25 protein-coding genes and 2 pseudogenes are annotated in these 26,545 nt (G+C 64.3%); 20 read left to right on the top strand and 7 right to left on the bottom strand.

The window, feature by feature from the left end; genetic code table 11:
- The first annotated feature begins 26 nt into the window (after nucleotides 1-26).
- The 3 genes and pseudogenes from H9K75_RS11150 to H9K75_RS11140 all read left to right on the top strand — a co-directional run bounded on the left by H9K75_RS11150 (nucleotide 27) and on the right by H9K75_RS11140 (nucleotide 3,862).
- The gene (locus H9K75_RS11150) at nucleotides 27-1,628 is read left to right on the top strand and encodes an AMP-binding protein (RefSeq protein WP_187725789.1); all 1,602 of its coding nucleotides are present in this window, start codon (nucleotides 27-29) and stop codon (nucleotides 1,626-1,628) included.
- A gap of 52 nt (nucleotides 1,629-1,680) precedes the next feature.
- Complete coding sequence (locus H9K75_RS11145; RefSeq protein ID WP_187725788.1) at nucleotides 1,681-2,823, top strand: acyl-CoA dehydrogenase family protein; 1,143 nt, start codon at nucleotides 1,681-1,683, stop codon at nucleotides 2,821-2,823.
- Nucleotides 2,824-2,882: 59 nt separating this feature from the next.
- Nucleotides 2,883-3,862, top strand: a pseudogene (locus H9K75_RS11140) (Bug family tripartite tricarboxylate transporter substrate binding protein).
- Between the two features lie 18 nt (nucleotides 3,863-3,880).
- On the opposite strand, the gene H9K75_RS11135 reads toward H9K75_RS11140, so the two are convergent.
- The 6 genes from H9K75_RS11135 to H9K75_RS11110 all read right to left on the bottom strand — a co-directional run bounded on the left by H9K75_RS11135 (nucleotide 3,881) and on the right by H9K75_RS11110 (nucleotide 9,844).
- Nucleotides 3,881-5,083, bottom strand: coding sequence for an IPTL-CTERM sorting domain-containing protein (locus H9K75_RS11135; RefSeq protein WP_187725787.1), 1,203 nt, complete (start codon nucleotides 5,081-5,083; stop codon nucleotides 3,881-3,883).
- A complete protein-coding gene (locus H9K75_RS11130; RefSeq protein ID WP_187725786.1) occupies nucleotides 5,080-5,370 on the bottom strand; it encodes a hypothetical protein in 291 nt (96 codons plus the stop codon). Before H9K75_RS11130 ends, H9K75_RS11135 begins: the two co-directional genes overlap by 4 nt.
- 5 nt (nucleotides 5,371-5,375) lie before the next feature.
- A complete protein-coding gene (locus H9K75_RS11125; protein ID WP_226858654.1) occupies nucleotides 5,376-6,329 on the bottom strand; it encodes a hypothetical protein in 954 nt (317 codons plus the stop codon).
- A complete protein-coding gene (locus tag H9K75_RS11120) occupies nucleotides 6,326-6,931 on the bottom strand; it encodes a hypothetical protein (protein WP_187725784.1) in 606 nt (201 codons plus the stop codon). Before H9K75_RS11120 ends, H9K75_RS11125 begins: the two co-directional genes overlap by 4 nt.
- Before the next feature lie 199 nt (nucleotides 6,932-7,130).
- The gene (locus H9K75_RS11115; protein WP_226858653.1) at nucleotides 7,131-7,967 is read right to left on the bottom strand and encodes a BUD32 family EKC/KEOPS complex subunit; all 837 of its coding nucleotides are present in this window, start codon (nucleotides 7,965-7,967) and stop codon (nucleotides 7,131-7,133) included.
- 137 nt (nucleotides 7,968-8,104) lie between these two features.
- Nucleotides 8,105-9,844: an FMN-binding glutamate synthase family protein gene (locus H9K75_RS11110; protein WP_187725783.1), complete on the bottom strand. Its 1,740-nt coding sequence runs from the start codon at nucleotides 9,842-9,844 to the stop codon at nucleotides 8,105-8,107.
- 281 nt (nucleotides 9,845-10,125) lie between these two features.
- Between H9K75_RS11110 and H9K75_RS11105 the strand changes: the two genes are divergently transcribed.
- The 6 genes from H9K75_RS11105 to H9K75_RS11080 all read left to right on the top strand — a co-directional run bounded on the left by H9K75_RS11105 (nucleotide 10,126) and on the right by H9K75_RS11080 (nucleotide 16,535).
- Nucleotides 10,126-10,989, top strand: a complete 864-nt coding sequence (locus tag H9K75_RS11105; protein WP_187725782.1) for a UPF0149 family protein — start codon at nucleotides 10,126-10,128, stop codon at nucleotides 10,987-10,989.
- A gap of 153 nt (nucleotides 10,990-11,142) precedes the next feature.
- Entirely contained in the window at nucleotides 11,143-11,844 is a 702-nt protein-coding gene (locus H9K75_RS11100; protein ID WP_187725781.1) for a response regulator, read from the top strand.
- Nucleotides 11,841-13,313, top strand: a complete 1,473-nt coding sequence (locus tag H9K75_RS11095) for a sensor histidine kinase (RefSeq protein WP_187725780.1) — start codon at nucleotides 11,841-11,843, stop codon at nucleotides 13,311-13,313. Before H9K75_RS11100 ends, H9K75_RS11095 begins: the two co-directional genes overlap by 4 nt.
- Nucleotides 13,314-13,388: 75 nt before the next feature.
- Nucleotides 13,389-14,393: a Bug family tripartite tricarboxylate transporter substrate binding protein gene (locus tag H9K75_RS11090; protein WP_187725779.1), complete on the top strand. Its 1,005-nt coding sequence runs from the start codon at nucleotides 13,389-13,391 to the stop codon at nucleotides 14,391-14,393.
- A 175-nt stretch (nucleotides 14,394-14,568) separates the two neighbouring features.
- On the top strand, nucleotides 14,569-15,012 hold the full coding sequence (locus H9K75_RS11085) for a tripartite tricarboxylate transporter TctB family protein (RefSeq protein WP_187725778.1): 444 nt from the start codon (nucleotides 14,569-14,571) through the stop codon (nucleotides 15,010-15,012).
- Nucleotides 15,009-16,535 carry a tripartite tricarboxylate transporter permease gene (locus H9K75_RS11080; protein ID WP_187725777.1) on the top strand — a complete coding sequence of 509 codons (1,527 nt, stop codon included), beginning with the start codon at nucleotides 15,009-15,011 and terminating at the stop codon, nucleotides 16,533-16,535. Before H9K75_RS11085 ends, H9K75_RS11080 begins: the two co-directional genes overlap by 4 nt.
- Before the next feature lie 51 nt (nucleotides 16,536-16,586).
- Here the strand turns inward: H9K75_RS11080 and H9K75_RS11075 are convergent, their stop codons facing one another.
- On the bottom strand, nucleotides 16,587-17,441 hold the full coding sequence (locus H9K75_RS11075) for a LysR substrate-binding domain-containing protein (protein WP_404826425.1): 855 nt from the start codon (nucleotides 17,439-17,441) through the stop codon (nucleotides 16,587-16,589).
- A gap of 162 nt (nucleotides 17,442-17,603) precedes the next feature.
- On the opposite strand from H9K75_RS11075, the gene H9K75_RS11070 reads away from it, so the two are divergent.
- From H9K75_RS11070 to H9K75_RS11030, 11 genes and pseudogenes are all read left to right on the top strand, one after another.
- The gene (locus H9K75_RS11070; RefSeq protein WP_187726000.1) at nucleotides 17,604-18,140 is read left to right on the top strand and encodes a cysteine dioxygenase family protein; all 537 of its coding nucleotides are present in this window, start codon (nucleotides 17,604-17,606) and stop codon (nucleotides 18,138-18,140) included.
- Nucleotides 18,141-18,232: 92 nt separating this feature from the next.
- Complete coding sequence (locus tag H9K75_RS11065; protein ID WP_187725775.1) at nucleotides 18,233-19,807, top strand: rhodanese-like domain-containing protein; 1,575 nt, start codon at nucleotides 18,233-18,235, stop codon at nucleotides 19,805-19,807.
- Between the two features lie 58 nt (nucleotides 19,808-19,865).
- Nucleotides 19,866-20,834: pseudogene (locus H9K75_RS11060) on the top strand (Bug family tripartite tricarboxylate transporter substrate binding protein); the annotation flags it as partial.
- A gap of 63 nt (nucleotides 20,835-20,897) precedes the next feature.
- Nucleotides 20,898-22,118 (top strand): cystathionine beta-lyase, encoded by a 1,221-nt coding sequence (metC, locus tag H9K75_RS11055; protein ID WP_187725999.1) that lies wholly within the window; start codon nucleotides 20,898-20,900, stop codon nucleotides 22,116-22,118.
- A gap of 28 nt (nucleotides 22,119-22,146) precedes the next feature.
- The gene (locus H9K75_RS11050; protein ID WP_187725774.1) at nucleotides 22,147-22,422 is read left to right on the top strand and encodes a type 2 periplasmic-binding domain-containing protein; all 276 of its coding nucleotides are present in this window, start codon (nucleotides 22,147-22,149) and stop codon (nucleotides 22,420-22,422) included.
- On the top strand, nucleotides 22,386-23,123 hold the full coding sequence (locus H9K75_RS11045) for a Bug family tripartite tricarboxylate transporter substrate binding protein (protein ID WP_187725773.1): 738 nt from the start codon (nucleotides 22,386-22,388) through the stop codon (nucleotides 23,121-23,123). Before H9K75_RS11050 ends, H9K75_RS11045 begins: the two co-directional genes overlap by 37 nt.
- Nucleotides 23,124-23,142: 19 nt before the next feature.
- The gene (locus tag H9K75_RS11040) at nucleotides 23,143-23,877 is read left to right on the top strand and encodes a M14 family metallopeptidase (RefSeq protein ID WP_226858652.1); all 735 of its coding nucleotides are present in this window, start codon (nucleotides 23,143-23,145) and stop codon (nucleotides 23,875-23,877) included.
- Entirely contained in the window at nucleotides 23,874-24,155 is a 282-nt protein-coding gene (locus H9K75_RS23875) for a hypothetical protein (protein ID WP_226858651.1), read from the top strand. Before H9K75_RS11040 ends, H9K75_RS23875 begins: the two co-directional genes overlap by 4 nt.
- 33 nt (nucleotides 24,156-24,188) lie before the next feature.
- Complete coding sequence (gene argE / locus H9K75_RS11035) at nucleotides 24,189-25,187, top strand: acetylornithine deacetylase (RefSeq protein WP_226858650.1); 999 nt, start codon at nucleotides 24,189-24,191, stop codon at nucleotides 25,185-25,187.
- Between the two features lie 5 nt (nucleotides 25,188-25,192).
- Complete coding sequence (locus H9K75_RS23870; protein WP_226858719.1) at nucleotides 25,193-25,369, top strand: hypothetical protein; 177 nt, start codon at nucleotides 25,193-25,195, stop codon at nucleotides 25,367-25,369.
- Nucleotides 25,370-25,385: 16 nt separating this feature from the next.
- Entirely contained in the window at nucleotides 25,386-26,399 is a 1,014-nt protein-coding gene (locus H9K75_RS11030) for a Bug family tripartite tricarboxylate transporter substrate binding protein (RefSeq protein WP_187725772.1), read from the top strand.
- Nucleotides 26,400-26,545 lie beyond the last annotated feature (146 nt).

Genomic DNA, 26,545 nt, shown 5'->3' with positions numbered 1-26,545 from the left:
CGGGTGCCAAGTTTTGGAGACATTCGATGCACAACTTTCTGAGCTGGGCGCAGCGCGAGCCCGACAAGGTGGTTCTGATCCAGGCCGAGACCGGAGAATCATTCACCGCCAGGCGCATCGCCGAGCGCGCGCTGCGGCTGGCGCAGTGGCTGGCCGGGCAGGGCCTGAAGGAGCAGGACACGATTGCCATCCTGCTGGAGAACCGCGTCGAGATCGTGGAGCTGGTGCTCGCCGCGCGCGAGGCGGGCCTGTATGCGGCGGTGATCAGCACGCACCTCACGCCCGCAGAGGTTCAGTACATCGTGCAGGACAGCGGTGCGCAGCGCTTGTTCGTGTCGTCCAGCACCTGGGCGAACGCTGAGGCGGCGCATCAGGCGCTCGGGCTGCCGTGCTTTTCCGTCGATGGCGACACGCCGGGGGTGCGCAGCATCGACGAGCTGCTGGACGCGGCGGCCTCGCTGCCCGCGACGGACCTGAGCACGCGCGCGTTGGGCCGCGATCTGCTGTATTCCTCGGGCACGACGGGCCGGCCCAAGGGCGTGCGAAAGCCGCTGTTTGGCGCGCAGTTTCGCCAGCAGACCGACCCGGAAGTTGCGAATACGCAGCGGCTCATGCAGTTTGGCGAGCAAACGGTGTATCTCTCGCCCGCGCCGCTTTATCACGCCGCGCCGCTGCGCTACACGCTGCGCGCGCTCGATTCGGGTGGCCGCGCCGTCATCATGCGGCAGTTCAACGCCGAGTTTTCGCTCGCCTGCATCGAGCGATTCGGCGTCACCCACAGCCAGTGGGTGCCGACCATGATGAGCCGCATGCTCAAGCTGCCCGATGCGGTCAGGCAGCGCTTTGACCTGTCCACGCACCGCGTTGCGATCCACGCGGCCGCGCCTTGCCCGGTGCCGCTCAAGCTGGCGATGCTCGACTGGTGGGGCGACATTCTGATGGAGTACTACGCGGGCTCCGAGGGTTGCGGCACCACGCTGATCGACTCGGCAGAGTGGCGGCGCAAGCCCGGTTCGGTGGGGCGGGCGTTTGCGGGCGTGCTGCACATCGTGGACGACGACGGCAAGGAACTCGGCGCGAACGAAGTCGGCCGGATCTATTTTGAAAAAGGTGGCGAATTCAGCTATCTCAACGACGCTGCCAAGACGCGCGAGGCCATGAACGAGCACGGCTGGGCGACCTACGGCGACATCGGCTATGTCGACGAGGACGGCTATCTGTTCCTGAGCGACCGGCGCGCGGACCTGATTCTCTCGGGCGGCGTGAACGTCTATCCGCAGGAGATCGAAAATGCGCTCGTCGCCCATGCCGCCGTCGATGAAGTCGCTGTCGTCGGCGTGCCGCACGAGGACTTCGGCGAGCAGCCCATCGCCGTGGTCGTGCTCAAGCCCGGCGAGATGCCGAGCGAGGAACTCGCGCACGCCATCGCCGCGCAGGCCGCCTCCCATCTGTCGAAAGTGAAATGGCCGAGACGCCTGGTGTTCGAGACGCGGCTGCCGCGTCTGGAGACCGGCAAGCTGCTGCGGCGCGTGCTCAAGGAGCGCTTTCGCGGCGATCCCGATGCCGGATACGACGTGCGCGCGGCGCTCGCCAGCGGCGTCGAGGCCGGGGCTTCTTCCAGGCACTGAACCCGTTTATTTTTTAGTCTCTTTCTTCCCACTGTTTTCATCGAGGCACACCATGCAGGATCTGATTGAACGCTCCGTATTCCGCGAAGACCATGAACAGTTTCGCGAGGCCGCGCGCCGCTTCTTCGACAAGGAAATCGCGCCGTTTCACGCGCAGTGGGAGCGTGATGGCATCGTGCCCAAGGAGGTCTGGCGCAAGGCCGGTCAGGAAGGGTTGCTCAACCCCATGCTGCCCGAGCCCTACGGCGGCGGCGGCGACTTCGGCCACGCGGCGGTGCTGCTCGAAGAGATTGCGCGCACCGGCGCAAGCGGGCTCGGCTTTCCGCTGCATTCCGACATCGTCGCGCCCTACATCAACGCCTACGGCAACACCGAGCAGAAGGACCAGTGGCTGCCGCGCATGGCCTCCGGCGAACTGATCGGCGCGATTGCGATGACCGAGCCCGGCGCGGGCAGCGATCTCAAGTCGGTGCGCACGACGGCGCGCCGCGAGGGCGAGCACTACATCATCAACGGCGCGAAGACCTTCATCACCAACGGCATCAACTCGGGGCTCGTCATCGTCGTTGCCAAGACCGCGCCCGAAATGGGCGCCAAGGGCGTTTCGCTGATCATCGTGGAAGAGGGCACGCCGGGCTTCAGCAAGGGGCGCAAGCTCGAGAAGATCGGCCTGATGGCGCAGGACACATCGGAGCTGTTCTTCGACGATGTGAAGGTGCCCGTGGGCAACCTGCTCGGCGAGGAGAACATGGGCTTCAAATACCTCATGCACGAGCTTGCGCAGGAGCGGCTGGTGGTGGCGGTGCGCGCCGCCGCTTCGGTCGAGACCTTTCTGCAGAAAACCATCGACTACACGCGTGATCGCAAGGCTTTCGGTCATCCGGTGTTCGACTTCCAGAACACGCGCTTCAAGCTCGCCGAGGCCAAATCGCAGGCCACGATGCTGCGCGTGTTCACCGACGATTGCATCGCGCTGCATCTGGAGCGCAAGCTCACACCGGACCGCGCGGCGATGGTCAAGCTCAACGCCACGGCGCTGCAAAACCGCCTGCTCGACGAGTTCCTGCAACTGCACGGCGGCTACGGCTACATGGCGGAATACCAGATCGGCCGCGCCTGGGCCGATGCGCGCATCGGTCGCATCTACGGCGGCAGTGACGAGATCATGAAAGAGATCATCGCGCGCACGCTGTAATCGGGGAGGCCCGGAGTTTTCGAATGGACCGTCTAAAAAATCAGAGGAGACAAGCCATCATGAAGTCAACGCGTAGACAGACCCTCAGGAACATCCTCGCAGGCGCAGCGCTGGCCGCAGCACCATGGATTCCTGCCCTTGCAGACAACTACCCGAGCCGACCGATTCGCGTGATCGTGCCCTACCCGGCGGGCGGCGGCACCGACATCATTGGCCGCCTCGTGAGCGCGCAACTCAGCCAGCGCTGGGGCAGGGCGTGATCGTCGAGAACAAGCCGGGCGCGAGCGGCATGCTCGGCAACGATCTGGTCGCGAAGGCACCGGGCGACGGCTACACCGTGCTGCTCGGCATCACGGCGCTGGTGCAGATTCCGTCGCTCTACAAGCGCGTGCCCTACAAGCTCAGCGACCTCACACCGGTGTCGCAGACCGCGAAGTCGGCCGACCTGATCATGGTGCCGCGCAGCTCGGGCATCAAGACACTGGCGGATTTCGTCAAGGAGGCCAAGGCCGATCCCGCGAAATTCAACTTCGGCTCGTACGGCAACGCCACCTCGTCGCATCTCAATGGCGAGCAGTTCAAGATGAAGGCCGGTATCGATCTCACGCACGTGCCGTATCAGGGCTCGGGCCCGGAAATGGCGGCGATGCTCGGCGGCCAACTGGCCAGCGCGTTCGTCGACGCCACGGGCGCGTACCCGCACATCAAGTCCGACAAGGTCACGATTCTTGCAATCACCGGCCAGCAACGTCACCCCGCGCTGCCCGACGTGAAGACGCTCGGCGAGCTGGGCTATTCAGGCTTCGAGGCCAACGGCTGGTTCGGCTTCTTCCTGCCCGCATCCACACCACAGCCCATCGTCGACAAGCTCGGCGCGGAACTCGCGGCCATCGTCAAGCAACCGGAGATTTCGAAGCGCCTGTCCGACATGGGACTGATCCCCGTCGGCTCCACCCCACAGGAATTCCGCGCCGTGCTCGACAAGGACGCCGCCCACTGGAAGGCCATTGTCGACGCGGCGCGTGTGAGTGTGGAGTGATGGTGGGCGCTGGTGTGATCAGCGCTTGGTTGGCTGGCGCTGCGCGCGCTGGCCACGCATGCGCATCTGCCACGCCGCGGCCAGCAGCATCAGCACGCTCAGTGCGTAGACCGCCCATTCGCCGAGCGTGGGTACGGGGGTGGCGAGCGTTGGTGTGATGGTCTTCTTGGCCATGGTCAGGGTGATGACGAAGCTGCTGTTGCCGCTTGCGGGTGACACGCTCGAAGGCTTCCACTCGTAGTCCTGCGGCAGTGCCAGCGAGGGCGTGGACTCGGCGAGTTGGGGTGAGCAGCTTGCCGTGGCGCTCACCATGGGTTGCGTGGGGGTGCTCAGGTGTCCCGTCGCGTCGATCGTCAGGGTGACGGTGTCGGGCTGTGCGGCGTCCGGGGTGCAGTTCATGGTGAGCGCAACCGTCTTGCCGACCAGATCGGCCGGGAAGGTGGGTGGTGCGCCGGTCACGACGCCGGTGACGGTCACTGCCTGCTGCTTGGGTGCCATGACCAGCGTGGCGACGAAGGCATTGCTGCCTTGCAGCGTGGCGCTGGAACTCTTCCACTCGTAGTTCTGCGGCGCGGCGGGCAACTGGCCGATGCCGTCGATGGTCATCGCCGTGCAATTCGAGCCCGAAGGCACGACCGTGGATGGTGCCGTCAACTGGCCGTTTGCGTCAATCGTCAATTGACCACTTGCGGGAATGGCCGCGCCGGGTGCGCAGTCCAGGCTGTAGTTCACGGTCTTGCCGACGAGGTCGGCTGGGAACGTGCTGGGTGCGCCCTGGACGCTGCCGGTGATCGAGACGGCACTCGGTGGCACGGCGTTCCAGGTCGCGAGGAAGTGATCGTTACCCAGGCTGTCGGGCGTGTTTACCAGCGTGGGTGTGGGTGAGGCCAGCACGTAGCCCGCCGGGAGTTTGGCGGGATCGGGCGCATTCGTGAACGCGACGGCGCAGGCGACACCTGCATCGCCCACTTGCGAGATCTCTGGTCCGGATGTGGGCGAACCAAGCGGGCTGTTGCCTGCGCCCGCAGGGTTCATGCAGCCGCCAATATTGAAGTTCATTGCATCGCCCACATATTGCGCGAGGCTTGCCGGACCGGTCGTGGTGATGACCGAGGCCACCGACACCGTTTTCTGGACAGCGGCTGCAAGCGCGGCGGAGTTGTTCGCGAGGGTGACTTCCGAAGTCGGCACGGCCAGCGAAACCGTGGGCGTCCAGTTCATCGCCGGGCTGCTAAAGGGCGCGATGAATTGAACCGTATAGCTCGTCGTGTTGGTACCCGAGCCATCGTCGGCAGGGACGTCTGCGGCAGCGGGCAGTTGGCGGGATTGGCGCAGTTCACTGACGCGTTGGTGGCGCTGTTGACCACGCTCACCAGCGTTGCGCCGGCAGGCGCGAGACCGCTCAGAAAGGCGCCGCTCGCCGGTGCGGCGGCGGTCTGGCTGAGGTTTTTCACGGTGACGCTGTAGGTCACGGTGCCGCCAGCGGCATAGGGGCCGGAGACGGGCATGGCCGTCAGTTCCAGCTCGGGGCGGTGCAGACCACGCTCGCGGTCGCGATGTCGTTGGTCTGCCCCTGGGTGGTGCTGAACTGCTGGGCCGCGCCCGGGGTGATGCTCAGCGTCGCGGTATTGAGCGCGGATTGGATGCAGGCATTGGTGGCTGGAACGCTGGTGTCGGTCCAGGTCACGGGCAAGGTGATCTGGCACGAACCGAGGTTGGGAATGGTGATGCCGGTGACGGAAAAACCGGTGGTGGTATTGGTCGTCACTCCCTGCGCGCTCGTGCCAGGATCGATGCCTTGCGTGCAGGTCGTCGTGATCGTGTTGTTCGCGGCGAATTGCAGATGCGCAGGCAGCGTCGCGGCCACGCGGCCACCGGAAATCGATCCCGAGCCGGCAGGGGAGCCGTTCGGCACGGGCAGGGTTTCATTCTTGACCGTCAGCGTGATGGTGGCCATTGGCGCATTCAGCGTGACGGACTGCGTTGGCGGTGACGCGGCAATCGACGCCATGCCGCCACACGAGCCTCCCGCCGCCGCCGCATTGACAAAAGCCTGTCCGAGGTTGTGTCCGATGCTCGAGGTATTGAATTGATAGGGGTTGTTAAGCCCCGCGCTGGTGTCAAACGGCGAGATGTCGATGACGGAGAACAGGCAGGTTCCACCGGGCTCGTTGGGTTGGCTGAAGACTTGCGCAGCGGGGAAGAATGCGCCATAGGCGTTGCCGGTACTCGATGCTGCGGATGGTATGGGTCCGTAAAGGATGTTGTCCTTGGGAACTCCCGTCATGTGCGTGAAATATCCGCCGCGAATCGATGGCAGCAGTGTCTCGAAGGAGCCCGAGTAAATACCGCTCACGAGCAGTGTGTCCATGCCAAAAAAGGCGGTTCCGGCAGTCGCATTGATGGTCGGTGCCACGCCGGCCGTTGCCTTTTTGAGTACCAGTGCGCTGAAGCGAGCGACGTTCAAGGCGCTCGAATAACCCCATCGCAGCAGGAATCGACAAAGAACAGAACGGCCCTGGGCTTGAGTGCGGGATTCTGCATGAGCGCCGCCAATGTCTGATACGCCTCGTCGGTCACCTTGCGGTAGGTGGAGCCGATCACCACCAGGTCGTAGCGTTCCGCGTCATCGGGTTTGAAGATCGCGGCGAGGTTGGCGGAGTCGAGTCTTGGCCGACTGTCCGGCACGTACACCACCCTCTCGTTGGCACCGGTCGTCAGTCCCGTTGCAGGATCGACGGCGGTGCCTGCGGAATCCACGACCCGCACGGTGTTGGTGGCGGTGCTGGGATAGAGGCTGTCATCGGTATTTGGACGCGCGGCGATGACGTCGCCCGCCTTCGTGCTACGGATCGAAAGCGCTCCATACAGATACTTCACCTGCGGCGCGGGCGAGATGAAGGCGGTTCCGTTACCAAACGCCCGGGCCAGGTTGTCCGAGGCGTCTTTGCCATCCTGCTCGAATGTATTCGTATCGCCCGGCTGACCTTCGTCGGTCGTCAACACCAGAATTCTGGGGCCTGCCTGCGCGTGTGCTTGCGCAGACAACAATCCGGAGACTGCAAGCATCAGGACAACGAAAAGAAGATGCAGCAGGCGAGAACCAGATGGCGAAAAATACATATTGACCCAACCAAAGTTGCGGGGAGACCGGATGGCGCAACTCTAGACGCAGGCTATTGATTTGGATCATGTATTAGCTTGATGTGAATAAAATTATGCTCAATAATTGACAATTATTCACAATTTTATGCAATGGCGCGCTTCTCTACGGAGCGGGGCGCATCAGATCCCACATCGCCCGCAGGCGCTCCGTGTCACGCCCGAGGCTGCGGTTGGCGGGAAGCATGCGCAGCCAGCGCATGCGCCCGAGTGTGTTGTTCAGCACGGTGTGGAACTCCGGGCTGCGTCCGGGTTGGGCGATCCATTGCTGCCAGGTCGCGCGTGCCTGTTCGAGCGCGCCCGCATGACTCAGATAGATGGCGGTCGAATGCGCGTAGCACAGTGCGTCGCGCACCTGACAGACCGGGAGCGGCAGCACGGCGGTCGGATCGTCCTCGAAATCGACACAGGCAAGCTCGCCGTCGGGGCAGACCACCAGATTGCGTGCGAATGCCTGGCTCAGCACCGTGCCCGAGCGGTGGACCTGGTCGATCATCGCGAGGCCCTGCCGCCAAAGCGGCATGACGGCCTCGGCACCCTTGGGAACGGCGGCGCGGATGACGTTGCCCAGCGAGTGCACCTGCTCGCCGGGCAGGCCCAGGTGGCTCATCACAAAACCATCGTCCTGCGCGGCCAGTACCGCCGGCACGCGAATGCCGCGCGAGGCGAGATCCCTGAGGCGCCGCACTTCGGTGGCGATGGCCTCGCGCCCGCCGTGGTTCACGACCGGCCCCAGCACCGGCTCGTTCATCAGCACGCGCAGTACGCGCAGGATGCGGTAGCGCCAGGCGGGCACCAGCGGGCCGGTGCGCTTGATCCAGACCCACTGACCGCCGGTTTCGTAGCGTTGAATGTTCTTGGACTGCGTGCGCAGTTGTTCCGTGAGGAAGGCGTCGAAATCCGTGGTTAGGCGGGTGGTGGCGGCGGGTGGAATCGGTGGCACGGCGAAGATACTGAAGTACGAGGCGGCCCGCCGTGCGTCCGCATTGCTGGCGCTGACGTCGGGCCGCCGAAACTATCCCTGGGGATCTCGTGGACGAACCGGCTTGTTGATCGATTCGTGCAGAGGGCCCTAGCGTATCAGGATGTCGGCAGTGCTTCGGCCTTGGCAGCTTTTTTCGCCTTTTCCGGCGCGCTCGGTGCGAGCGGCGGCGGTGAGAACGCAAAGGTGTTGGCGCTTGCGCCGGGCCAGTATTGCTTGAACACGTTGTGCTGCTTGTCCAGTTCGCCGAGCAGTGCGCCCGGCTCCACGCGCAACACCAGATTGGCGAGCTGGCGCACCTCGGTGTCGGAGATGCGGCGCACGATGTGATGCGCCGTGATCTCGCCCGGATGTTGCAGGCCCGCTGCCTGCACCATCTCCAGCAACGCGTGCAGCGTGCTGTTGTGGAAATTGGCGACGCGTGTGGCCTTGTCGGGCACGACCAGAGCCTTCTGACGACCCGCATCCTGCGTGGCAACGCCCGTGGGGCAGTGGCCGGTGTGGCAGTTTTGCGCCTGGATGCAGCCCAGCGCCATCATGAAGCCGCGCCCCGCATTGCACCAGTCGGCACCCAGAGCCATCATGCGCGCGATGTCGAACGCGGTGATCACCTTTCCTGCCGCGCCGATCTTCACGCGGTGGCGCAGGCCAGCGCCGATCAGCGTGTTGTGCACCAGCAGCAGGCCTTCCTGCAGCGGCACGCCGACATGGTCGACGAATTCGACCGGTGCCGCGCCCGTGCCGCCCTCGGCCCCATCGACGACGATGAAATCGGGCGTGATGTTGGTCTCGAGCATCGCCTTGACGATGGCGAACCATTCCCAGGGATGGCCCACGCAGAACTTGAAGCCGGTAGGCTTGCCACCCGATTTTTCGCGCAGGCGGGCGATGAAATGCATCATCTCGACCGGCGTCTTGAACGCGCTGTGCGTGGGCGGGCTGATGCAGTCCACGCCGACCGGAACGCCGCGCGCGGCGGCAATTTCGGGCGTGACCTTGGGGCCGAGCAGCATGCCGCCATGACCGGGCTTGGCACCCTGGCTGAGCTTCAGCTCGATCATCTTGACCTGCGGGTCGGTGGCGTTGGCGGTGTACTTTTCTTCGTTGAAGCTGCCGTCGTCGTTGCGGCAGCCGAAGTAGCCCGAGGCCACCTCCCAGATCAGATCGCCGCCGTGGACACGGTGGTGCTGGCTGATCGATCCCTCGCCGGTGTCATGCGCGAAGCCGCCGGTTTTCGCGCCCTTGTTGAGCGCCAGAATCGCGTTGGCCGACAGTGCGCCAAAACTCATCGCCGAGATGTTGAAGATGCTCGCATGGTAGGGCTGGGTGCAGGGCGACACCCCTTCGACGGGCTGGTCCGGGTCGCCACCGATCCAGATGCGGAAGTCGTGCGAGGTGAGCTTGGTGGGCTGCATCGAATGGTTCACCCATTCGTAGCCCTGTGCGCTCACGTTGAGCAGGGTTCCGAGCGGGCGGCTGTCGGACTCGCCCTTGGAGCGCTGATAGACCAGCGAGCGCTGCGCGCGCGAGAACGGCAGCGCCTCCTGTTCGGACTCGATGAAATACTGCCGGATTTCCGGGCGGATGTACTCCAGCATGAAACGGAAGTGCCCGATGATCGGGTAGTTGCGCAGGATGGAGTGATGGGTCTGAAGCATGTCCCACACGCCCAGCACGGACAGCGCCAGACAGACGCCATAACCGACCCACCACCAACCCCCGCCCCAGAAACGCGCGGCGGCGAAGAACAGCCCCGTGCCGAGCAACGCGACGCAGAACGATGTATAGCGCAGGGGAACCCATGCGGGAAGGCGGCGAGGGGCGAGAGTTTGGCTCATCGGTCAGACGCGTAAGTTGCGGGGGATATGACGCAGGTCGCAATAATAAAAAGAATGATGCGAAATGCGTCGGTTGTTAGCCTGACAGTATGGCAGCGGCTTGACCGTGGCTGTGCGGCGGCGCCATGAATACCCTTCATGCCGGGTGAGGCCAGGTCTTTGCGCGCGGTGGTCGCGCAGCTGCGACGTAAAATTGAAGCTCGTTTTCATGGCGTTTGCGCACGGCTTTGGGCTGCTGCGCCAATCACCCATTCGATCAATCGCACCACCGAAGATTTCCCATGGCCGCACCAGACTCCGACCCCAACGCGACGCCACCTACGGGCGAAGACGCCGCGTCAGAACTCCATCAGGCACTGAGCAGCGAGGCGCTCGACGAACTCGATGCGGTGCTTGAAGATGTGCGCGAGCGCAGCGAGGAAACGCCGCAGTGGGAGTTCTGCGACGGTTTTCTGACCGCGCTCGTGTGCACGCGCCGCACCGTCCCCGTCACCGAATGGCTGCCAATGCTGCTGGGTAGCGGCATTGAAATCGACGATGCGCAGCCGGGTCAGCCGCTTCCGTTGCAATCGGACATCTTCAAGGACGAGGCGCAGCAGGCGCGATTCCTCGAACTCTGCGGGCTGCGGCTGAACGAAGTGGCGACGCAGCTCGACATGGACACCGACTCGCTCGACTCCGACGACGCCTTCCAGCCTGAATGCATGGACATGCGCGGCGCGATCCTGATGCTGCCCGACGAGGGGCGCGCCGAACTCGAAGGTCAGGACATCCCGTCATTTGCGCAGGTCTGGGCGCTGGGTTTCATGTTTGCCGTGGAAAACTGGTTCGAGGAATGGGCCGCGCCGCGCGACAAGGAGGCCCAGAAATGGATCGACGAATCGCTGGAAAAAATCGTCGCGATCACCGAAGACGATGCGGGCGTCCCCGCCGTCAATCTCTATGACGACCAGGGCCCGGCCAGCACCAGCCGCGAACGTGTCGAGCAGGTCGGCGAGGCGATCTGGGCGTGCTACGACCTGCGCCAGGTCTGGAAAAGCCTGGGTCCGCGCGTGGAAACCGTGCGCAAGGCGCACGAGCCGGGCCGCAACGATCTCTGCCCTTGCGGCAGCGGCAAGAAGTACAAGAAGTGCCACGGCGCGTGATGCTGCCTGCCTGATTGGCGACGAATTTGCCGACGCGTCGGTGAGGCTTGATATCGATCACGCCCTATGCGTGGGTGCATTGATCGCACCACTAGACTGCTTCTCCTGCAAACAAAACCGACGCCCGTTGGGGCGCGGAGGCGAGGGGATGGCATGCGAATTCTGCTGGTCGAGGATGAACACGATCTTGCGCACTGGCTGTCGCGCACGCTGGCGCGGCAGGCGGGCATTGTGGTGGAGTGGGCCGACGACGGAGCGCTGGCCGATGCCCGCCTTCGACAGGAAGAATTCGATGCAGTCGTGCTCGATCTGGGGCTTCCCGGAATCAGTGGCCATGGCGTGCTCGAGCGCATGCGCGCGCGCGACGACCGCACGCCGGTGCTGGTGCTCACGGCGCGCGACTCGCTGGTCGAACGTGTCGCAATGCTCAGGAACGGCGCCGATGATTTCCTTCCCAAGCCCTTCATGGTGGACGAACTGGAGGCCCGCTTGCAGGCCCTTGTGCGCCGCAGCCGTGGTCGCGAGAAACCGCGCCTGTCATGCGGGCCGTTGACCCTCGATCTGGCGGCGCAGCGCTTTCACGTCGGCGGCGGTGAACCACTCGCGCTGTCGCCGCGCGAGCATGGGGTGTTGCGGGTGCTGATTCAGCGCAGCGGCGAGCCGGTTACCAAGCAGCAGATACTGGATCGCGTGTTTCCCGGTGACAGCGAGGTCAACCCGGAGGCCATCGAGGTGCTGATCCACCGCCTGCGCAAGAAGCTCGTGGACCTGCGCGTGCAGATCGTCACCTTGCGCGGGCTTGGCTATTGCCTTGAGGAACAGCCCGCCCGCGATGGCGACACGGGGTCTTCATGACGCATGAGGCGCGGTCTTGCACGCGGTTCGTCCGCTGGCGTCCGCGCTCGCTCAAGGCCGCGCTGTTGTGGTGGCTCGTGCCCGCGCTGCTGCTGGTCATGGGCGGCAGTCTGCTGTGGTCCACGCACTTCATGCGCTCGCAGGTTGACGTCGCCCACGACCGCGCCATGGCCGGTGCCTTGCGCGCGGTGAACTACAACACCTCGACCGAGAGCGGTGGACTGTCGGTGGAGCAGCCCTATCTGCTGCTGGAATTTTTCGAGTTGACCGTGAATGGCGCGGTGTACTTCCGCGTGGCACTCGATGACGGACTGGCCGAGATCGGCAATCCCGATCTACCTCTGCCGCGCGAGCCGTTGAGGCTGAACGAGCCGAGGTTCTACAACGCGCTCTACATGGACGAGCCGGTGCGCGTTGCGGCCGTGATGCGCGAGGCGTCGCCGCCCATTGCCAGCAATCCGGACAGCCGCATCATCGTGCAGGTGGCCGAGAGCCTGCGCATGCGCAGCGAGCTTGAGTCGGACATGGTCCAGCGGGCCATCGAGCGCGATGCTCTGGTGGTCGCGATGAGCGTGCTGCTGTTGGTGGCCGGCGTGGTCATGACGCTCAAGCCGTTGGTGCGGCTGCGTGCACGGCTCGATGCGCGCGCGCCCGACGATCTGTCCCCCGTCGAGGTGCAAGGCCTGCCGTCCGAAGTCAAGCCGCTGGTGCGATCCATCAATCACGTGATGGAGCGGCATGCGCAGATGGCGCGCGCGCAGCGTCAGTTTCTTGACGATGCATCGCATCAGTTGCGCACGCCCATCGCCGTGCTGCGCACACAGGTGAGCTACGCGCTGCGCGAGCGCGATCCCGAGGAAATGCGATCCGCGCTGCACGCGATGCAGGAGAGCCTCACGCGCGCGGAGCGCCTCACGCAGCAAATGCTGGCGCTGGCCCGCGCGCGCGAAGCGGGGCAGGGCGCTGAGATGACGCCGGTGGAACTGGCAGCGCTCGCGCAGGCGGTCGTCGCGAGTCTGTGGCCACTCGCGAGGGCGCGGAACATCGATCTCGGCGTGGAGCTTTGCTCGCGCGGTGATGCATCGAAGGCGCGGGTGCAGGGCCTCGAATGGCTGCTCCGCGAGGCCCTGAGCAATCTTCTGGACAACGCGATCCGCTACACGCCTCGCGGTGGTCAGGTGACGCTTGCGTTGCGCAGTGAAGACAGTGCGTTGAGCGTGCTCGTGGAGGATTCGGGCGGCGGCATGAGCGACGACGATATCGCGCGCGCCGGCAGCCGCTTTCGCCGAGGCGCTGCGGGCAGGCGGCAGCCGGGCGCGGGCCTGGGCCTCGCGATTGTGCAGACCATCGCCGCGACCCACGGCGCAACGCTCAGCCTGCGCAACCGGTGCGTGGACGGCAAGGTAATGGGCTTGCAGGCGGGGCTGCGCTTCACCGGAACCCAGGATCCGCTTGGGAATAACCCTTGATTGAAAGCCGGACGAAAGCCTGCGCTGTCTAAGCTTTACGGCAGCTTTCAACATCTACAACCGGAGACACAGCACATGTTCAATTGCCGTTTCAGTCGATGGAAGTCCGTTCCTGGTGTCGGCCCGATACTGGCCGTTTTTGTCTTGCTGATTGCCACGGCAGCGCATGCAGAACCGCGTCGCCCAGAGTGCATCGCGCCCGCGCAGCCCGGGGGCGGTTTTGACCTGACCTGCCGCCTCGCGCAGACGGCGCTGCGCGAGTCCGGCGAACTGACGCGCGCCATGCGCACCCTCTACATGCCGGGTGGCATCGGCGCGGTGGCATACAACAGCGTCGTCGCGCAACGGCCAGCGGAAGGCGGGGCATTGGTGGCCTTTTCGAGCGGCTCGCTGCTGAATCTCGCGCAGGGCAAATTCGGCAGGTACGACGTGAACGACGTGCGCTGGCTTGTGGCCGTGGGCGCGGACTACGGCGTTGCCGTGGTGCGCGATGATTCACCGATGAAGGATTTGAAGGACCTGATGAACGCCTTCAAGAGCGATCCCTCCAAAGTGGTGCTGGGCGCGGGCGGCTCCATCGGCAGCCAGGACTGGATGAAGGCCGCACTCACCGCGAGGGCCGCAGGGCTCGATCACAGGAAAATGCGTTTCGTCGCGTTCGAAGGCGGCGGCGAGGCAGTGACGGCCTTGCGCGGTGGACACATCCAGGCCTTCATGGGCGATGCCGCAGAAGCCGCCACGATGCTTGATGGCGGTGCGCCGATTCGCGTGCTCGCGGTCTACCACAACGAGCGCCTTCCCGGAAAGCTGGCCCACGTGCCGACTGCGGCGGAGCAGGGCTTCAACATCGAATGGCCCGTCATTCGCGGCTTCTACATGGGTCCCAAGGTGCACGATGACGACTACGATTGGTGGAAGCGGGCATTCGAAAAAACCATGGCCACGCCCGAATTCGCCAAGGTGCAGCAACAGATGGGACTGTTCCCGTTCAACAGAACCGGCGCGGAACTCGAGGCCTACGTGAAAAAGCAGACCAAGGCCTACGCGGAACTCGCCAGAACCTTCGGGCTGATGAAGTAGCGAGGCACGCGCAGGCTGCGGCTCTTTTCCTCTTCTTCACTTTCCTCCCCTCACTCACGGCATTCCGTCCATGTCGCGCGCGTTGATCGTGCGCGGTGCGGCATCGCTGGCTCGCATGCGGAGCGCAGCGGTGCGCTGGCAGCGTGCCAGACACTTCGCTTGACAGGAGTTCATCATGACATTCAACGATCGGACACTGGGCGTCGCGGCGCTCGGGCTGTCTGCCTTTTTGGTGTGGTTCGGCCACGACCTTGAGACCCCGTTCGCCTACGAACCCATGGGGCCGCGCGTCTTTCCGATGATGCTCGCGGCAGTGATCGCGCTGTGCGGCGTGCGCCTCGCCGTCAAGGGCGGCAATGCGGCCAGGCCCAACCCGCCGGGTGCCAACAGTCGCATCGCGCTCATGGTGCTGATCGTGGTGGGCTACGCGTGTCTGTTCCAGCTTCTGGGCTTCATCATCGCCACGGCGCTCGCCACGGCCTGCGTGGGGCGACTGTTTGACGGCCCATGGATTCGCAGCGCCATCGGCGGAATCGTGATGGGCGTGTGCCTTTATCTGTTGTTTGATCTGGTGCTTGACGTGGTGCTGCCGCTCGGCATGCTGGAGGCTTGGCTATGAACGGCATCTTGGACAATCTCTCGCTGGGCTTTGGGGTGGCGTTCTCGCTCACCAATCTGCTGGTGGCGCTGATCGGCTCCTTTTTTGGAACCGTCGTCGGCGTGTTGCCGGGGCTCGGCCCGATCAACGGCGTGGCGATGCTCGTGCCGATTGCGTTCGCCATGGGCCTGCCGCCGGACACGGCGCTGATCCTGCTGGCCGCCGTCTACGTGGGTGCCGAATACGGTGGGCGCATCACCTCGATCCTGATCAACGTGCCGGGCGAAGCGGCGTCCGTGATGACCACCATCGACGGCTATCCGCTCGCGCGTCAGGGACTGGCCAGCGTGGCGCTTTCGCTGTCTGCCTGGTCCTCGTTCGTCGGCTCGCTGATCGCCATCATCGGCATAGCGGCCTTTGCTCCGTTTCTCGCGCGCTGGGCACTGGCCTTCGGGCCTGCGGAGTATTTCGTGTTGATGGTGTTCGCGTTCTGTGCGCTCACCAGCCTGCTCGGCGACCAGCCCGTGAAGGGCGTGCTCGCCGCAGCGATGGGACTCGGGATTGCGACCGTCGGCGTGGATGCCAATTCGGGCGTGTACCGCTACACCTTCGACGTGCCGCATCTTGCGGACGGCCTGGATTTCGTGGTGGTGGTGATCGGACTCTTTGCCGTCGCCGAGATGCTGCAGTTGCTCGAGAACAAGCTCGCCGGCCAGAGCGTCGAAGTGCCGCGCAGCAAGCGCAAGCTGTTCAACCTGCGGGAACTGCGCTTCACGAGTGGCAGCACCGTGCGCGGCGGTCTGCTGGGCTTCGTGATCGGCGTGCTGCCGGGCGCGGGAGCGAGCGTTGCCTCTGCGGTCGCCTACGCCAACGAAAGGCGCTACAGCGAGGGCCGCGATCCCGACGCCAAATTCGGCAGCGGCGACATGCGCGGCCTGACGGCTCCGGAAGCCGCCAACAACAGTGCGGCCACGGGATCGTTCATTCCCATGCTCACGCTTGGCGTGCCGGGCTCGGGAACCACGGCCGTGATGATGGGCGCGCTCACGCTCTACAACATCACGCCCGGACCGGTGCTCTTCGACCAGCAGCCCGCGCTGGTCTGGGGCCTGATCGCATCGATGTTCATCGCCAACGTGATGCTGTTCGTCATGAACGTTCCGATGGTGCGCGTGTTCGCATCCATGCTGTCGATTCCGGGCTGGCTGCTCGTGCCCGGCGTGCTGACCATCAGCTTCATCGGCGTGTACGCGATCAGTGCCACGACCTTCGATCTGGTGTCGGTGGTGGCCATCGGCGTGATCGGCTATCTGCTGCGCAAGCTGAACGTGCCCATGGCACCGATGGTGCTCGGCGTGGTGCTCGGCAGCATGATGGAGCAGAACCTGCGCCGCGCACTGTCCATCAGCGACGGCGCGGTGTCGATCTTCTGGTCAAGCGCGGTCTGCGTCGTGCTGTGGTGCCTGGCCGCTGCCGTGGTGCTGGGCCCGATGCTGTATCGCAGGATCACGAACCGTAGGCTGGTGGAGATTCCCGTGGTTTGAGCCGGAGGTCGCGCGAAAGCGCGGGGCTGGATCGTCCGGGTGATCGAACCCTCATGTCGGCGCGAACCGCATGCGTGTCTTCAGGTTTTCAAACACCTGCCGGGTCACCGGGTTGATGACGTGGCTGCGAACGTAGAGGCGATACACGAGTTCCGGAAGCATCGGCATTCCATCGCCCACACCGAGTACGCGCAGCCCGGGATCGAGTTGCTCGACGCCCCGCGCCGTCACGCCGAGCCCGGCGCGCAGCGCCGCGAGAATGCCCACGAGGCTTGTGCAGGTGTGGCGCGGAGTCCAGCGGATGCCTGCCGCGTCCAGTGATTCGCACGCGAGCTTGCGAAAGATGCTGGGTCCGTCGGCCAGCACCAGAGGCACGGTCTTGGCGGGATCGTGCACGTAGTTCGCCCCGCAGAGCCACACGGTCGGCGTGGAGCGCAGGACAAAGCCCTCGAATGCATCGTCCTCGCGGTTGGAGATCACCAGATCCAGCTCGCCCTGCCTGAGCGATTCCATGAGGAACGGGCTGCGCCCCACGTGCACATCCATCTGCATGCTCGGGAAATTGCGCGCGATCTCCTGCAACACCGGCGGCAGCATGGTGTCGGACACGTCGTGCGGCGCGCCGATGCGCACCAGACCCTCGATCTGGCGGTTCTGCAGGCTGAGTACGGCCTCGTCGTGGATCGCCAGGATGTGGCGCGCATAGACCAGCAAGCGCTCACCGTGGTCCGTGAGCCGTTTCTGGCGTCCCTGCTTCTCGAACAGCGGATGACCCACGCTGTCTTCCAGTCGCTGCATCTGCTGGGTGATAGCCGACTGCGTACGCCCGAGCTGCACGGCCGTCGCGGCGAAACTTTGCAGATTGGCGATGGTCACCAGTGTGCGAAGCAGTTCTAGCTCAAGCATTTTCTCCATATATCAATATTACTTAAGTGTTCATCAACACCGCTAGGATTGTTATCGGGAAATGTGATTGATACATTGATTCCATTGAACACAACGAAGGAGCACGCGGTGAGCAACACAGAGCAGCAACGCAAGAGCGCGGTCGAAACGGCCATCGGCCACATGAAGCAGGCCGTTGCTGGCGGCGAGCCGACGCGTCCGAAGCTGGACAAGGTGCTGGCCGAGTTGATCTCTCTCGCATCGCACCCCGAATACTGGGCACAGGAGCGGTTTGCGGCACCCGAAGAGGGTGAGCATCAGGCGCGCTATCTGATCGCGGAAGATCCGGACCAGAGCTATGCGCTGTATCTCAACGTGATGCGCCCCGGCAAGAAGATCGTTCCGCACAACCACACGACCTGGGCCTGCATCGCGGCGGTTGAGGGTTCGGAGCACAACCGCGTCTATGAGCGCACCGACGATGGATCGGTGCCCGGCAAGGGAGCTCTCAAGGAGGTGGATCTGGTGGTGGTGGAACCGGGCACCGGCATCGCGCTGATGCCCGAGGACATCCACTCCGTGGAAATTCAGGGCAACCAGGTCATCCGCCATCTGCACATGTATGGCCGCGCGCTGGAGACCCTGAACGAACGCACCAGCTACGACCTGCAGAACGGCACCTGTCAGACCATGGCGATCGGCGTGCAGACGCGCCGCTGAAACGCGGCTTCGGTTCCGTGAATACCGTTCTTCGACAGCGCCTCGCGCGAGGTGCGGGGAGAGCTTTGTCCGAAATTTTCGAGCCTTGCAATATGACTGAATCGATTGACGTATCCACACTCAAGAGCTGGCTGCACGACGGCGAGGAGATTGCCCTGTTCGACGTGCGTGAACACGGTCAGTATGGCGAATCGCACCTGTTCCATGCCACGCCGCTGCCATTCAGCAGGCTCGAAGTCGATGTCTTCAGGCTGGTGCCTCGCAGGCAGACGCGTGTGGCGGTGTACGACGGTGGCGATGATCGCACCGCTGGCGTTGCCGCACGTGCGGCAGAGCGCCTGCGCGAACTGGGCTATACCGAGGTCTTTGAACTGAGCGGCGGCGCGGCCGCGTGGAAGCGGGCGGGCTACGCGCTGTTTGCGGGCGTGAACCTGCCCTCCAAGACCTTCGGCGAACTGGTGGAGCACGCCTACGGCACGCCACGTGTGACCGCGCGCGAGCTGGCCGAGTGGCAAATACGCGAGCGTCCTCCCGTGGTGCTCGACGGTCGCCCGATTTCCGAGTTTCACAAGATGAGCATCCCGGGTGCCATCTGCTGCCCGAATGGCGAACTCGCCTACCGCATCAAGGACATCGTGCCCGACGATGAAACTCCCATCGTCATCAATTGCGCGGGTCGAACGCGCTCCATTCTTGGTGCGCAGACGCTGATCAATCTGGGCATTGCCAACCCCGTGTACGCACTGGAAAACGGGACACAGGGCTGGTATCTGGTCGATCTTCCACTCGATCATGGCAAGTCGCGCCACTACGCCGAGGACACGGGAAACCAGTCGCTCAAGGCGCAGTCGCAGGCACTGGCCGAACGGTTCGAGGTGCCCTTCGTCGATGCGGGCACGGTCGGGCAATGGGCGCAGGACAGCGACCGATCGCTGTTCCTGTGCGACGTGCGCACTCCGGAGGAATACCGGGCAGGCACGCTGCCGGGCGCTCAACTCACGCCCGGCGGCCAGTTGATGCAGGCGGCGGACCAGTACGTGGGTGTGCGCCGCGCCAGGCTGGTGCTGTTTGATGGTGACGACGTCCGTGCGGCCGTGGTCGCAAGCTGGTTGCGCCAGATGGGGCATGACGCCAGCGTGCTCAAGGGCGGCGTCGCGAGCGGCCTGTCGTTGAAGCCGATTTCCGCACCCACGCCACCGGTGCTGCAAGGCATCTCCGCGCCGGAACTGGCGCAGCGCCTGCAGGCGGGCACGGTCACGGTGGTGGATCTGCGCGCAGGCATGGCCTATCGCAAGGAACACATTCCGGGTTCGATCTGGTCCATCCGTCCGCGTCTTGCAAGCGACCTGGACGGCATGAAGAACGACGTGGTGCTGGTGGCGGACGAGGCGGATCTTGCGCGTTGGAACGCTCAGGATTTGAGCGTCGCGCCGCTTCTGCTGACCGGCGGAATACAGGCGTGGAAGGAGGCCGGACTGCCGCTACACGCAAGCGCCGACCGGCCCGCCGATGCGGACTGCGTTGACTACCTGTTCTTCGTGCACGACCGGCACGACGGCAACAAGGAGGCCGCGCGCCAGTACCTTGCGTGGGAGACCGGGCTGGTGCAGCAGCTCGACGCGCAGGAACTCGCAGAGTTCCGGTTGCCGGAGCACGCCGGGACATAGGAAGCGCGGACGACACATTCGCGGGCAGCCCGCGACCGACACATCAGGAGACCAACCCATGCATGCCATCCGTTCGATCAGCGCCTTCCTCATCGGTGCCATTCTCGGTACCGCCGCCTTGGCTGAGCCCCTTGCCAAGGTCAACGGTTATCCGTCGCAGCCGCTGCGTTTCATCTCGCCGTTCCCGCCCGGTGGTGGCAATGATGCGACCACGCGCTGGGTCACGACCAAGCTGTCGGACTTCACCGGCCAACCGGCCGTCGTGGACAACCGCGGCGGCGCAGGCGGCAACATCGGTGCCAAGGCAGTCGTCGAATCCAGGGCCGATGGATACACGCTTTTGACGGGGCAGGTGTCGCTGATGGCGGTGAACCCGGCGCTCTACAGCGCGCCCGGTTTCGATCCGCTCAAGAACTTCGTTCCGATCACGCAGGTGAATGCCGCGCCGCTGGCGATTGTGGTGGCGGCAAGCTCGCCGTTCAAGACCTTCGCCGACCTCGCGGCACAGGCCAAGGCTGAGCCGGGAAAGATCACCTTTGCCACTCCGGGCAATGGCACGCTGTCGCATCTCGTGGGTGCTGTGCTCGCCAAGGAGAAGGGCGTTCCGATGACGCACGTTCCCTACAAGGGCGCGGGTCCTGCGCTCAATGATCTGCTCGGCAAGCAGGTGGATGTGCTGATCACCTCGACGGCATCGGCGGCGGGCATGATCCAGAGCGGCCAGTTGCGCGCGCTCGCTGTGACGAGTCCACGCCGCGTCGGCATCTTCGCCAAGGTGCCCACGCTTGAGGAACTGGGGCTGTCGAACGCGACCTACGAAGACTGGTATGGATTCTTTGCCCCCGCTGGCACGCCGCCCGAGCGTGTGAAGTTTCTGCACGACGCGATCACCCGCACGCTGCATACGCCCGAGGTCACGAAGCTGGTGGTCGATGGCGGCAGCGAGGTCGTGGCCAACACGCCGCAGGAGTTCTCGCAGCAGCTCGCGCTGGATATCAAGCGCTGGGGCGAGCTGGTGAAACTCTCGGCGCAAAGCTCGACTGATCCCGCCGTTGCGCGAGCAAGGTTCATCTTCCACACGATCACGACCATGAGCACTGACTTCGACGAGAGCCCGCATACCGCCTGGCAGACGCGCTTGCCGCACATGGGCAAGAACCCTGCCTACGTGGGTGGCTCGGCCATGAATCCGGCCATTGTTCGCGCGAGCACCGTTGTCTTCGACAGCACGGCGCATCAGCGAGAGATGCGGGCGCGTCGGGGTGAAGAGCGCATCTTCAGCTACGGCGCGCGCGGCACACCGACCAGCTTTGCGCTCGAAGATGCCGTGAGCGAACTCGAAGGCGCCTACCGCACCCGGCTGTTACCCACCGGGCTTGCGGCGATTGCCATGGCGCTGCTGAGCTATCTGAAGCCTGGCGACCACGTGCTGATCACCGACTCGGCCTATCAGCCGATGCGCCATCTCACCGAGCAGTTTCTTCGGCCCTACGGCATCGAGTTCAGCTTTTTTGCCGCGGACGGCAGCGACGCGCGGGCGGGAATGCGAGCCAATACGCGCATGCTGTACGCCGAGTGCCCCGGCTCGTTGGTGTACGAGATGTGCGATCTCCCGGCGCTGTGCGCCATGGCGCATGCGCAGGGCGCGATGGTGATGGTGGACAACACCTGGGGGTCGGGCGTGCAGTATCGGCCGCTCACGCTCGGTGCCGACGTGTCCGTGATGGCTGCGACCAAATACCTCTCGGGTCATTCGGACGTGATGATGGGAACCGTTGCCACCAGGCAGGAATACTGGCAGCCGCTCGCGGAACGCTGCGATGCGTTCGGCATGACGGTGAGCCCCGACGACGCGTGGCTCGTGCTTCGCGGTGTGCGCAGTCTCGCCGCACGCCTGAAGACCCATGAGCAGCATGCGCTCGATGTTGCGCGCTGGCTTGAGACGCACCCCGCCGTGGTCAAGGTCTACTGCCCGGCCCTGCCCTCGCATGCCGGACACGATCTCTGGATACGTGACTGCCACGGAACGAACGGGCTCGTCTCGCTGGAACTCCCGGTCGGTACATCGCAGCAACAGGTTGATCGTTTCATCGACAGCCTGGCGTTGTTCGGGCTCGGCGCATCGTGGGGTGGCTATGAAAGCCTGGTGACGCCGACAGACATGAAACAGGCACGCAGCGTCACCGATTGGTCGGCGCACGGGCCGGTCGTGCGACTGCACATCGGTCTTGAGGAGCCCGAAGACCTGAAGCGCGATCTTGCGCAGGCGTTCAGCCATGCCGGGCTCGACAAGGTCCGGGCGCACGAATGATCCGCTATCCAAAAAAGGGAGTACAAGCATGAAGCCATTGTTCAAATCCGCCGTGTTGTGCGCGGGCCTGCTGGGGCTTGCGGGGGTTCATCCCATCGCGACGGCGGCCTATCCCGAGCGCCCGATCATGATGACCGTGCCCTTCCCGGCCGGTGGTGGCGTGGACGTGGTCGGACGTCTCTACACGAATGAGATCAGTCAGCGCAGCGGCGCCAACATCGTGATCGACAACAAGGCCGGCTCCGGCGGAATCATCGGCGTGGGGCCGTGGCACGTGCCAAACCCGACGGCTATCAGTTCGTGATGGGAAGCCCGGGCAACATCAGCATTGCACCGAGCGCCTACAAGTCGCTGAACTACAACCCTTCCCGGGATCTGATGCCCGTCGCCATGGGCGTGCAGATTCCGCTGTTGCTCGTGACGCGTCCGGACGCTCCGTTCCAGACCGTCTCCGAGCTTGTCCGATACGGCAAGGAACACCCGGGCAAGCTGACCTATGCCTCCGGCGGCACAGGGACGTCCCAGCATCTTGCGGGTGCGATGTTCGCGCAGATGTCGGCGGTGGATGCGCAGCATGTCCCCTACAAGGGCTCGACCCCCGCGCTGACGGACCTGATGGGCGGGCGTGTCGATTTCGCATTTCTCGACACTTCCGCCGTCTCCAACATCAAGGCGGGAAAGATCAGGCTGATGGCGGTGACGAGCGCCAAGCGGTCGGCACTTTTCCCCGAGACGCCGTCGGTCGCCGAGGCCGGGGTTCCCGGTTATGAGGCGCTCAACTGGTATGGATTTTTCGCCCCGGCGGGCACGCCGCCGGAGTCGGTGAACTGGTTGTACGGCCAGCTCAAGGCGGCGCAGGAAGCCCCGGGCCTTGCGGAAAAATTCAAGGCCCAGATGATGGAAATGCCGCCGCCCATGGACCCTGCGGCATTTGCCAGATTCGTGGCTGCGGACACTGCCAAGTGGTCGCAGTTGATCAAGTCGATGGGACTCAAGCTGGACTGAGCGTTGTAGCGAGGCACGTATGGGACAAATCAAGGACTTTCTTGCCAGCCAAGGAGCAGCGGCAATACGCGAGGGGATGATCGACGTCGGCTCCATGTCGTCGGGAATGGCGGTGGGCCTGCCCTATCTCGCGATTCGCGGCGCCCGGCCCGGCAAGACCTTATGGCTTCACGGTCAGGTACACGGCGACGAAATCAACGGGATGATCGCGGCGCTGAGATTCGCGCGCCGAATCGACCCGGCGCAGATGAGCGGGAACGTCGTGGTCACGCCCACCGGCAACCCGCATGCGCTCGACGCGCGCCGCAAGCGCAACCCCTACGACGAACTCGACCTGGACCAGACCTATCCCGGCAATCCCGGTGGCCTGATTTCGGAGCGTCTGGCCCATGCGCTGATGCAGGAGATCGACGGCGTCGCCGACGTGTTGATCAACCTGCACACCATGAATGCGCTGTTCGATTCGCGCGCCTATGCCGTGTACAAGGTGCATCCGCAGAGCCCCATTCCCGAGCAGGAGCTGCTGCGCCTGATCAGTCTGTTCGAGCCCAATGTGGCCTGTCGCATGGATGTCGGTGGGCCGGGGAGCTGCCCGGAAACATTGCGGGTGCGCTCGACTACCAATGCCTCGCGCGCGGTGTCGCGGCCTTCATGCTGGAACTCGGTGGCGGCAGCCGATACGAGGCGCACAACGTCGAACTGGCTGACAAGGGCTTCACGCGCCTCGCGGCGCATCTGGGCATCCTGCCCGTGATCGACGGCGATGTGCTTCCGACCCGCGTGCGCCGCGTGACGAAGCGTGGCTGGATGACGTTTGCCAGGGGCGGGCTTTTCATTGCGCAGGCAGCGGCGGGCGAGACCCTCGCCGCCGACGCGATTCTCGGCCAGTCCATGGATCTCTATGGCAATCCCGTCGAGACCGTGCAGCTCGCGCGCGAAGCCATCGTCATCGGCCTCCGGCGTGATCCGGTGGTTCACACCGGCGAGCGCGCCGCCTTTATCGCTCACGAGTGGGAAGAGCTGACGCTCTGAGTCCATCCGCGTGTCCTGCAGGAGGGTCATCGCATGCTTTTGCCACGTCAGGAAACCCTGGAGATTCTCCGGCGGCTGATTTCATTTCCCACGGTCAGCAGGGATTCGAACCTGGATCTGATCGAGTGGACGCAAAGCCATTTGATCCAGCATGGTTTCGCCACGCGATTGAGTTATGACGATACCCGCCGCAAGGCGAATCTGTTCGCGAGCATAGGGCCCGAGGTCGAGGGCGGCATGCTGCTGTCCGGACACACCGACGTGGTTCCCGTGGATGGTCAGGACTGGCGCACGGACCCGTTCAAGGTGGAGATCGTCGATGGCCGGCTCTATGGCCGCGGTGCCTGCGACATGAAGGGTTTCATTGCCAGCGTTCTGTCGAGCGTCGGTGTGATCGATGCATCGCGCCTTCGGCGGCCTTTGCATCTGGCGTTCACCTACGACGAAGAGGTGGGCTGCAAAGGGGTGCGAACCCTGCTCGCCGATCTGGCGGCGGCCGGAATCCGCCCCTCAGCGTGCATCGTCGGCGAGCCCACGGAAATGCAGATCGTGCGCGCCCACAAGGGCAGTCGCAACTACCGCTGTTGCGTTCGGGGAAAGGAGGCCCATGCCTCGCGAACCAACGAAGGCGTCAACGCCATTCAGCATGCGGCGCGGGTGATCGGCTTCATCGACGAAATGTCCGAGCAGATGATGCGGTCGCCAGAGCCCGACAGCAGCTTCGAGACGCCGTTTGATACCTTGCAGGTCAGCCTGATCGAAGGCGGCCTTGCGCGCAACATCGTGCCAAGGGATTGCGAGTTCACGTTCGGTTATCGCTATCTGCCGCGCAGCGACCCGGATCGCATCTTTGAAAAAATCAGCCAGTTCGGCGCGAGTGACGTATTGCCGCGCATGTTGCGCAACGCGCCCGATGCCAGCCTCCGGTTTGAAAAACTCAGCGACAACCCGGCCTTGTCGCCCAGCGCGAATGCCGAGCTGGCGCGGGTCGCGATGGAGCTTGAGGGCGCGCGGGCGCGGGTCTTGGCGTGAGCTATATGACCGAAGGCGGCATCTACCAGCAGTCGGGCATACCGACCATCATCTGCGGCCCCGGCAGCATCGTTCAGGCGCATCGCCCCAACGAATTCGTGGAGCTGAGCCAGCTCGCGCAGTGCGAGCGCTTTGTTGCCAGCCTCTGGGACAAGCAGGCACGACCATCCACCCCATCATGAGAAAAAAGGAGCAGGCATGACGAGCGCATCTCAGGAAAAACGAAGAAATTGGTGTCTTGGCGTGGCGGGATGGGCCGCGCTCTCGTTGGCGCATCCCGCCGCACTGGCTCAGGCGTTGACGCCCTTGCCGGACTTCCCCAGGCAATCCGTCACGCTGGTGTCGCCGTTTCCGCCGGGCGGCGGAAATGACGGCATTGCGCGGCTGCTTGGAAATGAGTTGAGCAAGCTGATCGGGCAGGCGGTGGTCATCGAGAACCGTGCGGGCGCAGGCGGCAACCTCGGAACCACGGCGGTCGCGCGCGCCAAGCCCGACGGCTACACGCTCGTGCTGTCGCAGAACAGCGTGATGGCCGTGAATCCCTCGCTCTACAAGAATCCGGGCTTTGATCCCCTCAAGGATTTCGTGGCACTTTCCCAGATCACTTCGGCACCGCTGGTGCTCGTGGTGCGCGCGGAAAGCCCGCACAAATCACTGGCCGACTATCTCAAGGCCGCCGCCGAGCGGCCCGGGAAGGTGAGCTTTGCCACGCCGGGCAACGGCACGCTGTCCCATCTGGCGGGAGCGACGCTGGCCCAGAAGAAGGGCGTGACATTGATGCATGTGCCGTATCGCGGAGCCGGTCCCGCGACGAATGATCTTCTCGGTGGCTCGGTCGATATGCTGATCACCTCGCCTCCATCCGTGGAGTCGCTCTATTCTTCCGGCAAGGTGCGGGCGCTGGCGGTCACCCATTCCAATGCGGTGGGTGCATTCAAGAACGTTCCCTCGCTGGAGCAGCAGGGCGTGAGCCACGTTTCCATCGAGGGCTGGTATGGCGTCTTCGCTCCCGCCGGAACACCGAAGGAGCGGGTTCAATATCTTTCGGAGGCGATTCGCAAGGCCGCGACGGCTCCGGCCGTGGTTGCGCGCATCAATCAGGACGGTGCCGACGTCGTCGCAAGCACTCCGGAAGCACTCGACAAAAAACTGCGCGCCGAGATTCCCCACTGGGCGGCTCTGGTCAAGTCGCTGGATCTGTCGATCGATTGACTGCACGGGAAAAACGCCCGCTTCTCACATTGGTAGAGAAGATTCCTAGGGTAAACCGCAGGCCGCAAACGTTTGCGTGGGTGCAAAATCGCGCTTCTTCGTTCAAATCACTGGATCGGCGAAATGCGGGCAAGCGCGTGCCTTGC

The organism is Diaphorobacter aerolatus (genome assembly GCF_014489535.1).
GTDB lineage: Bacteria > Pseudomonadota > Gammaproteobacteria > Burkholderiales > Burkholderiaceae_C > Diaphorobacter_A > Diaphorobacter_A aerolatus.
This window is presented reverse-complemented; position numbering and strand designations above follow the sequence as displayed.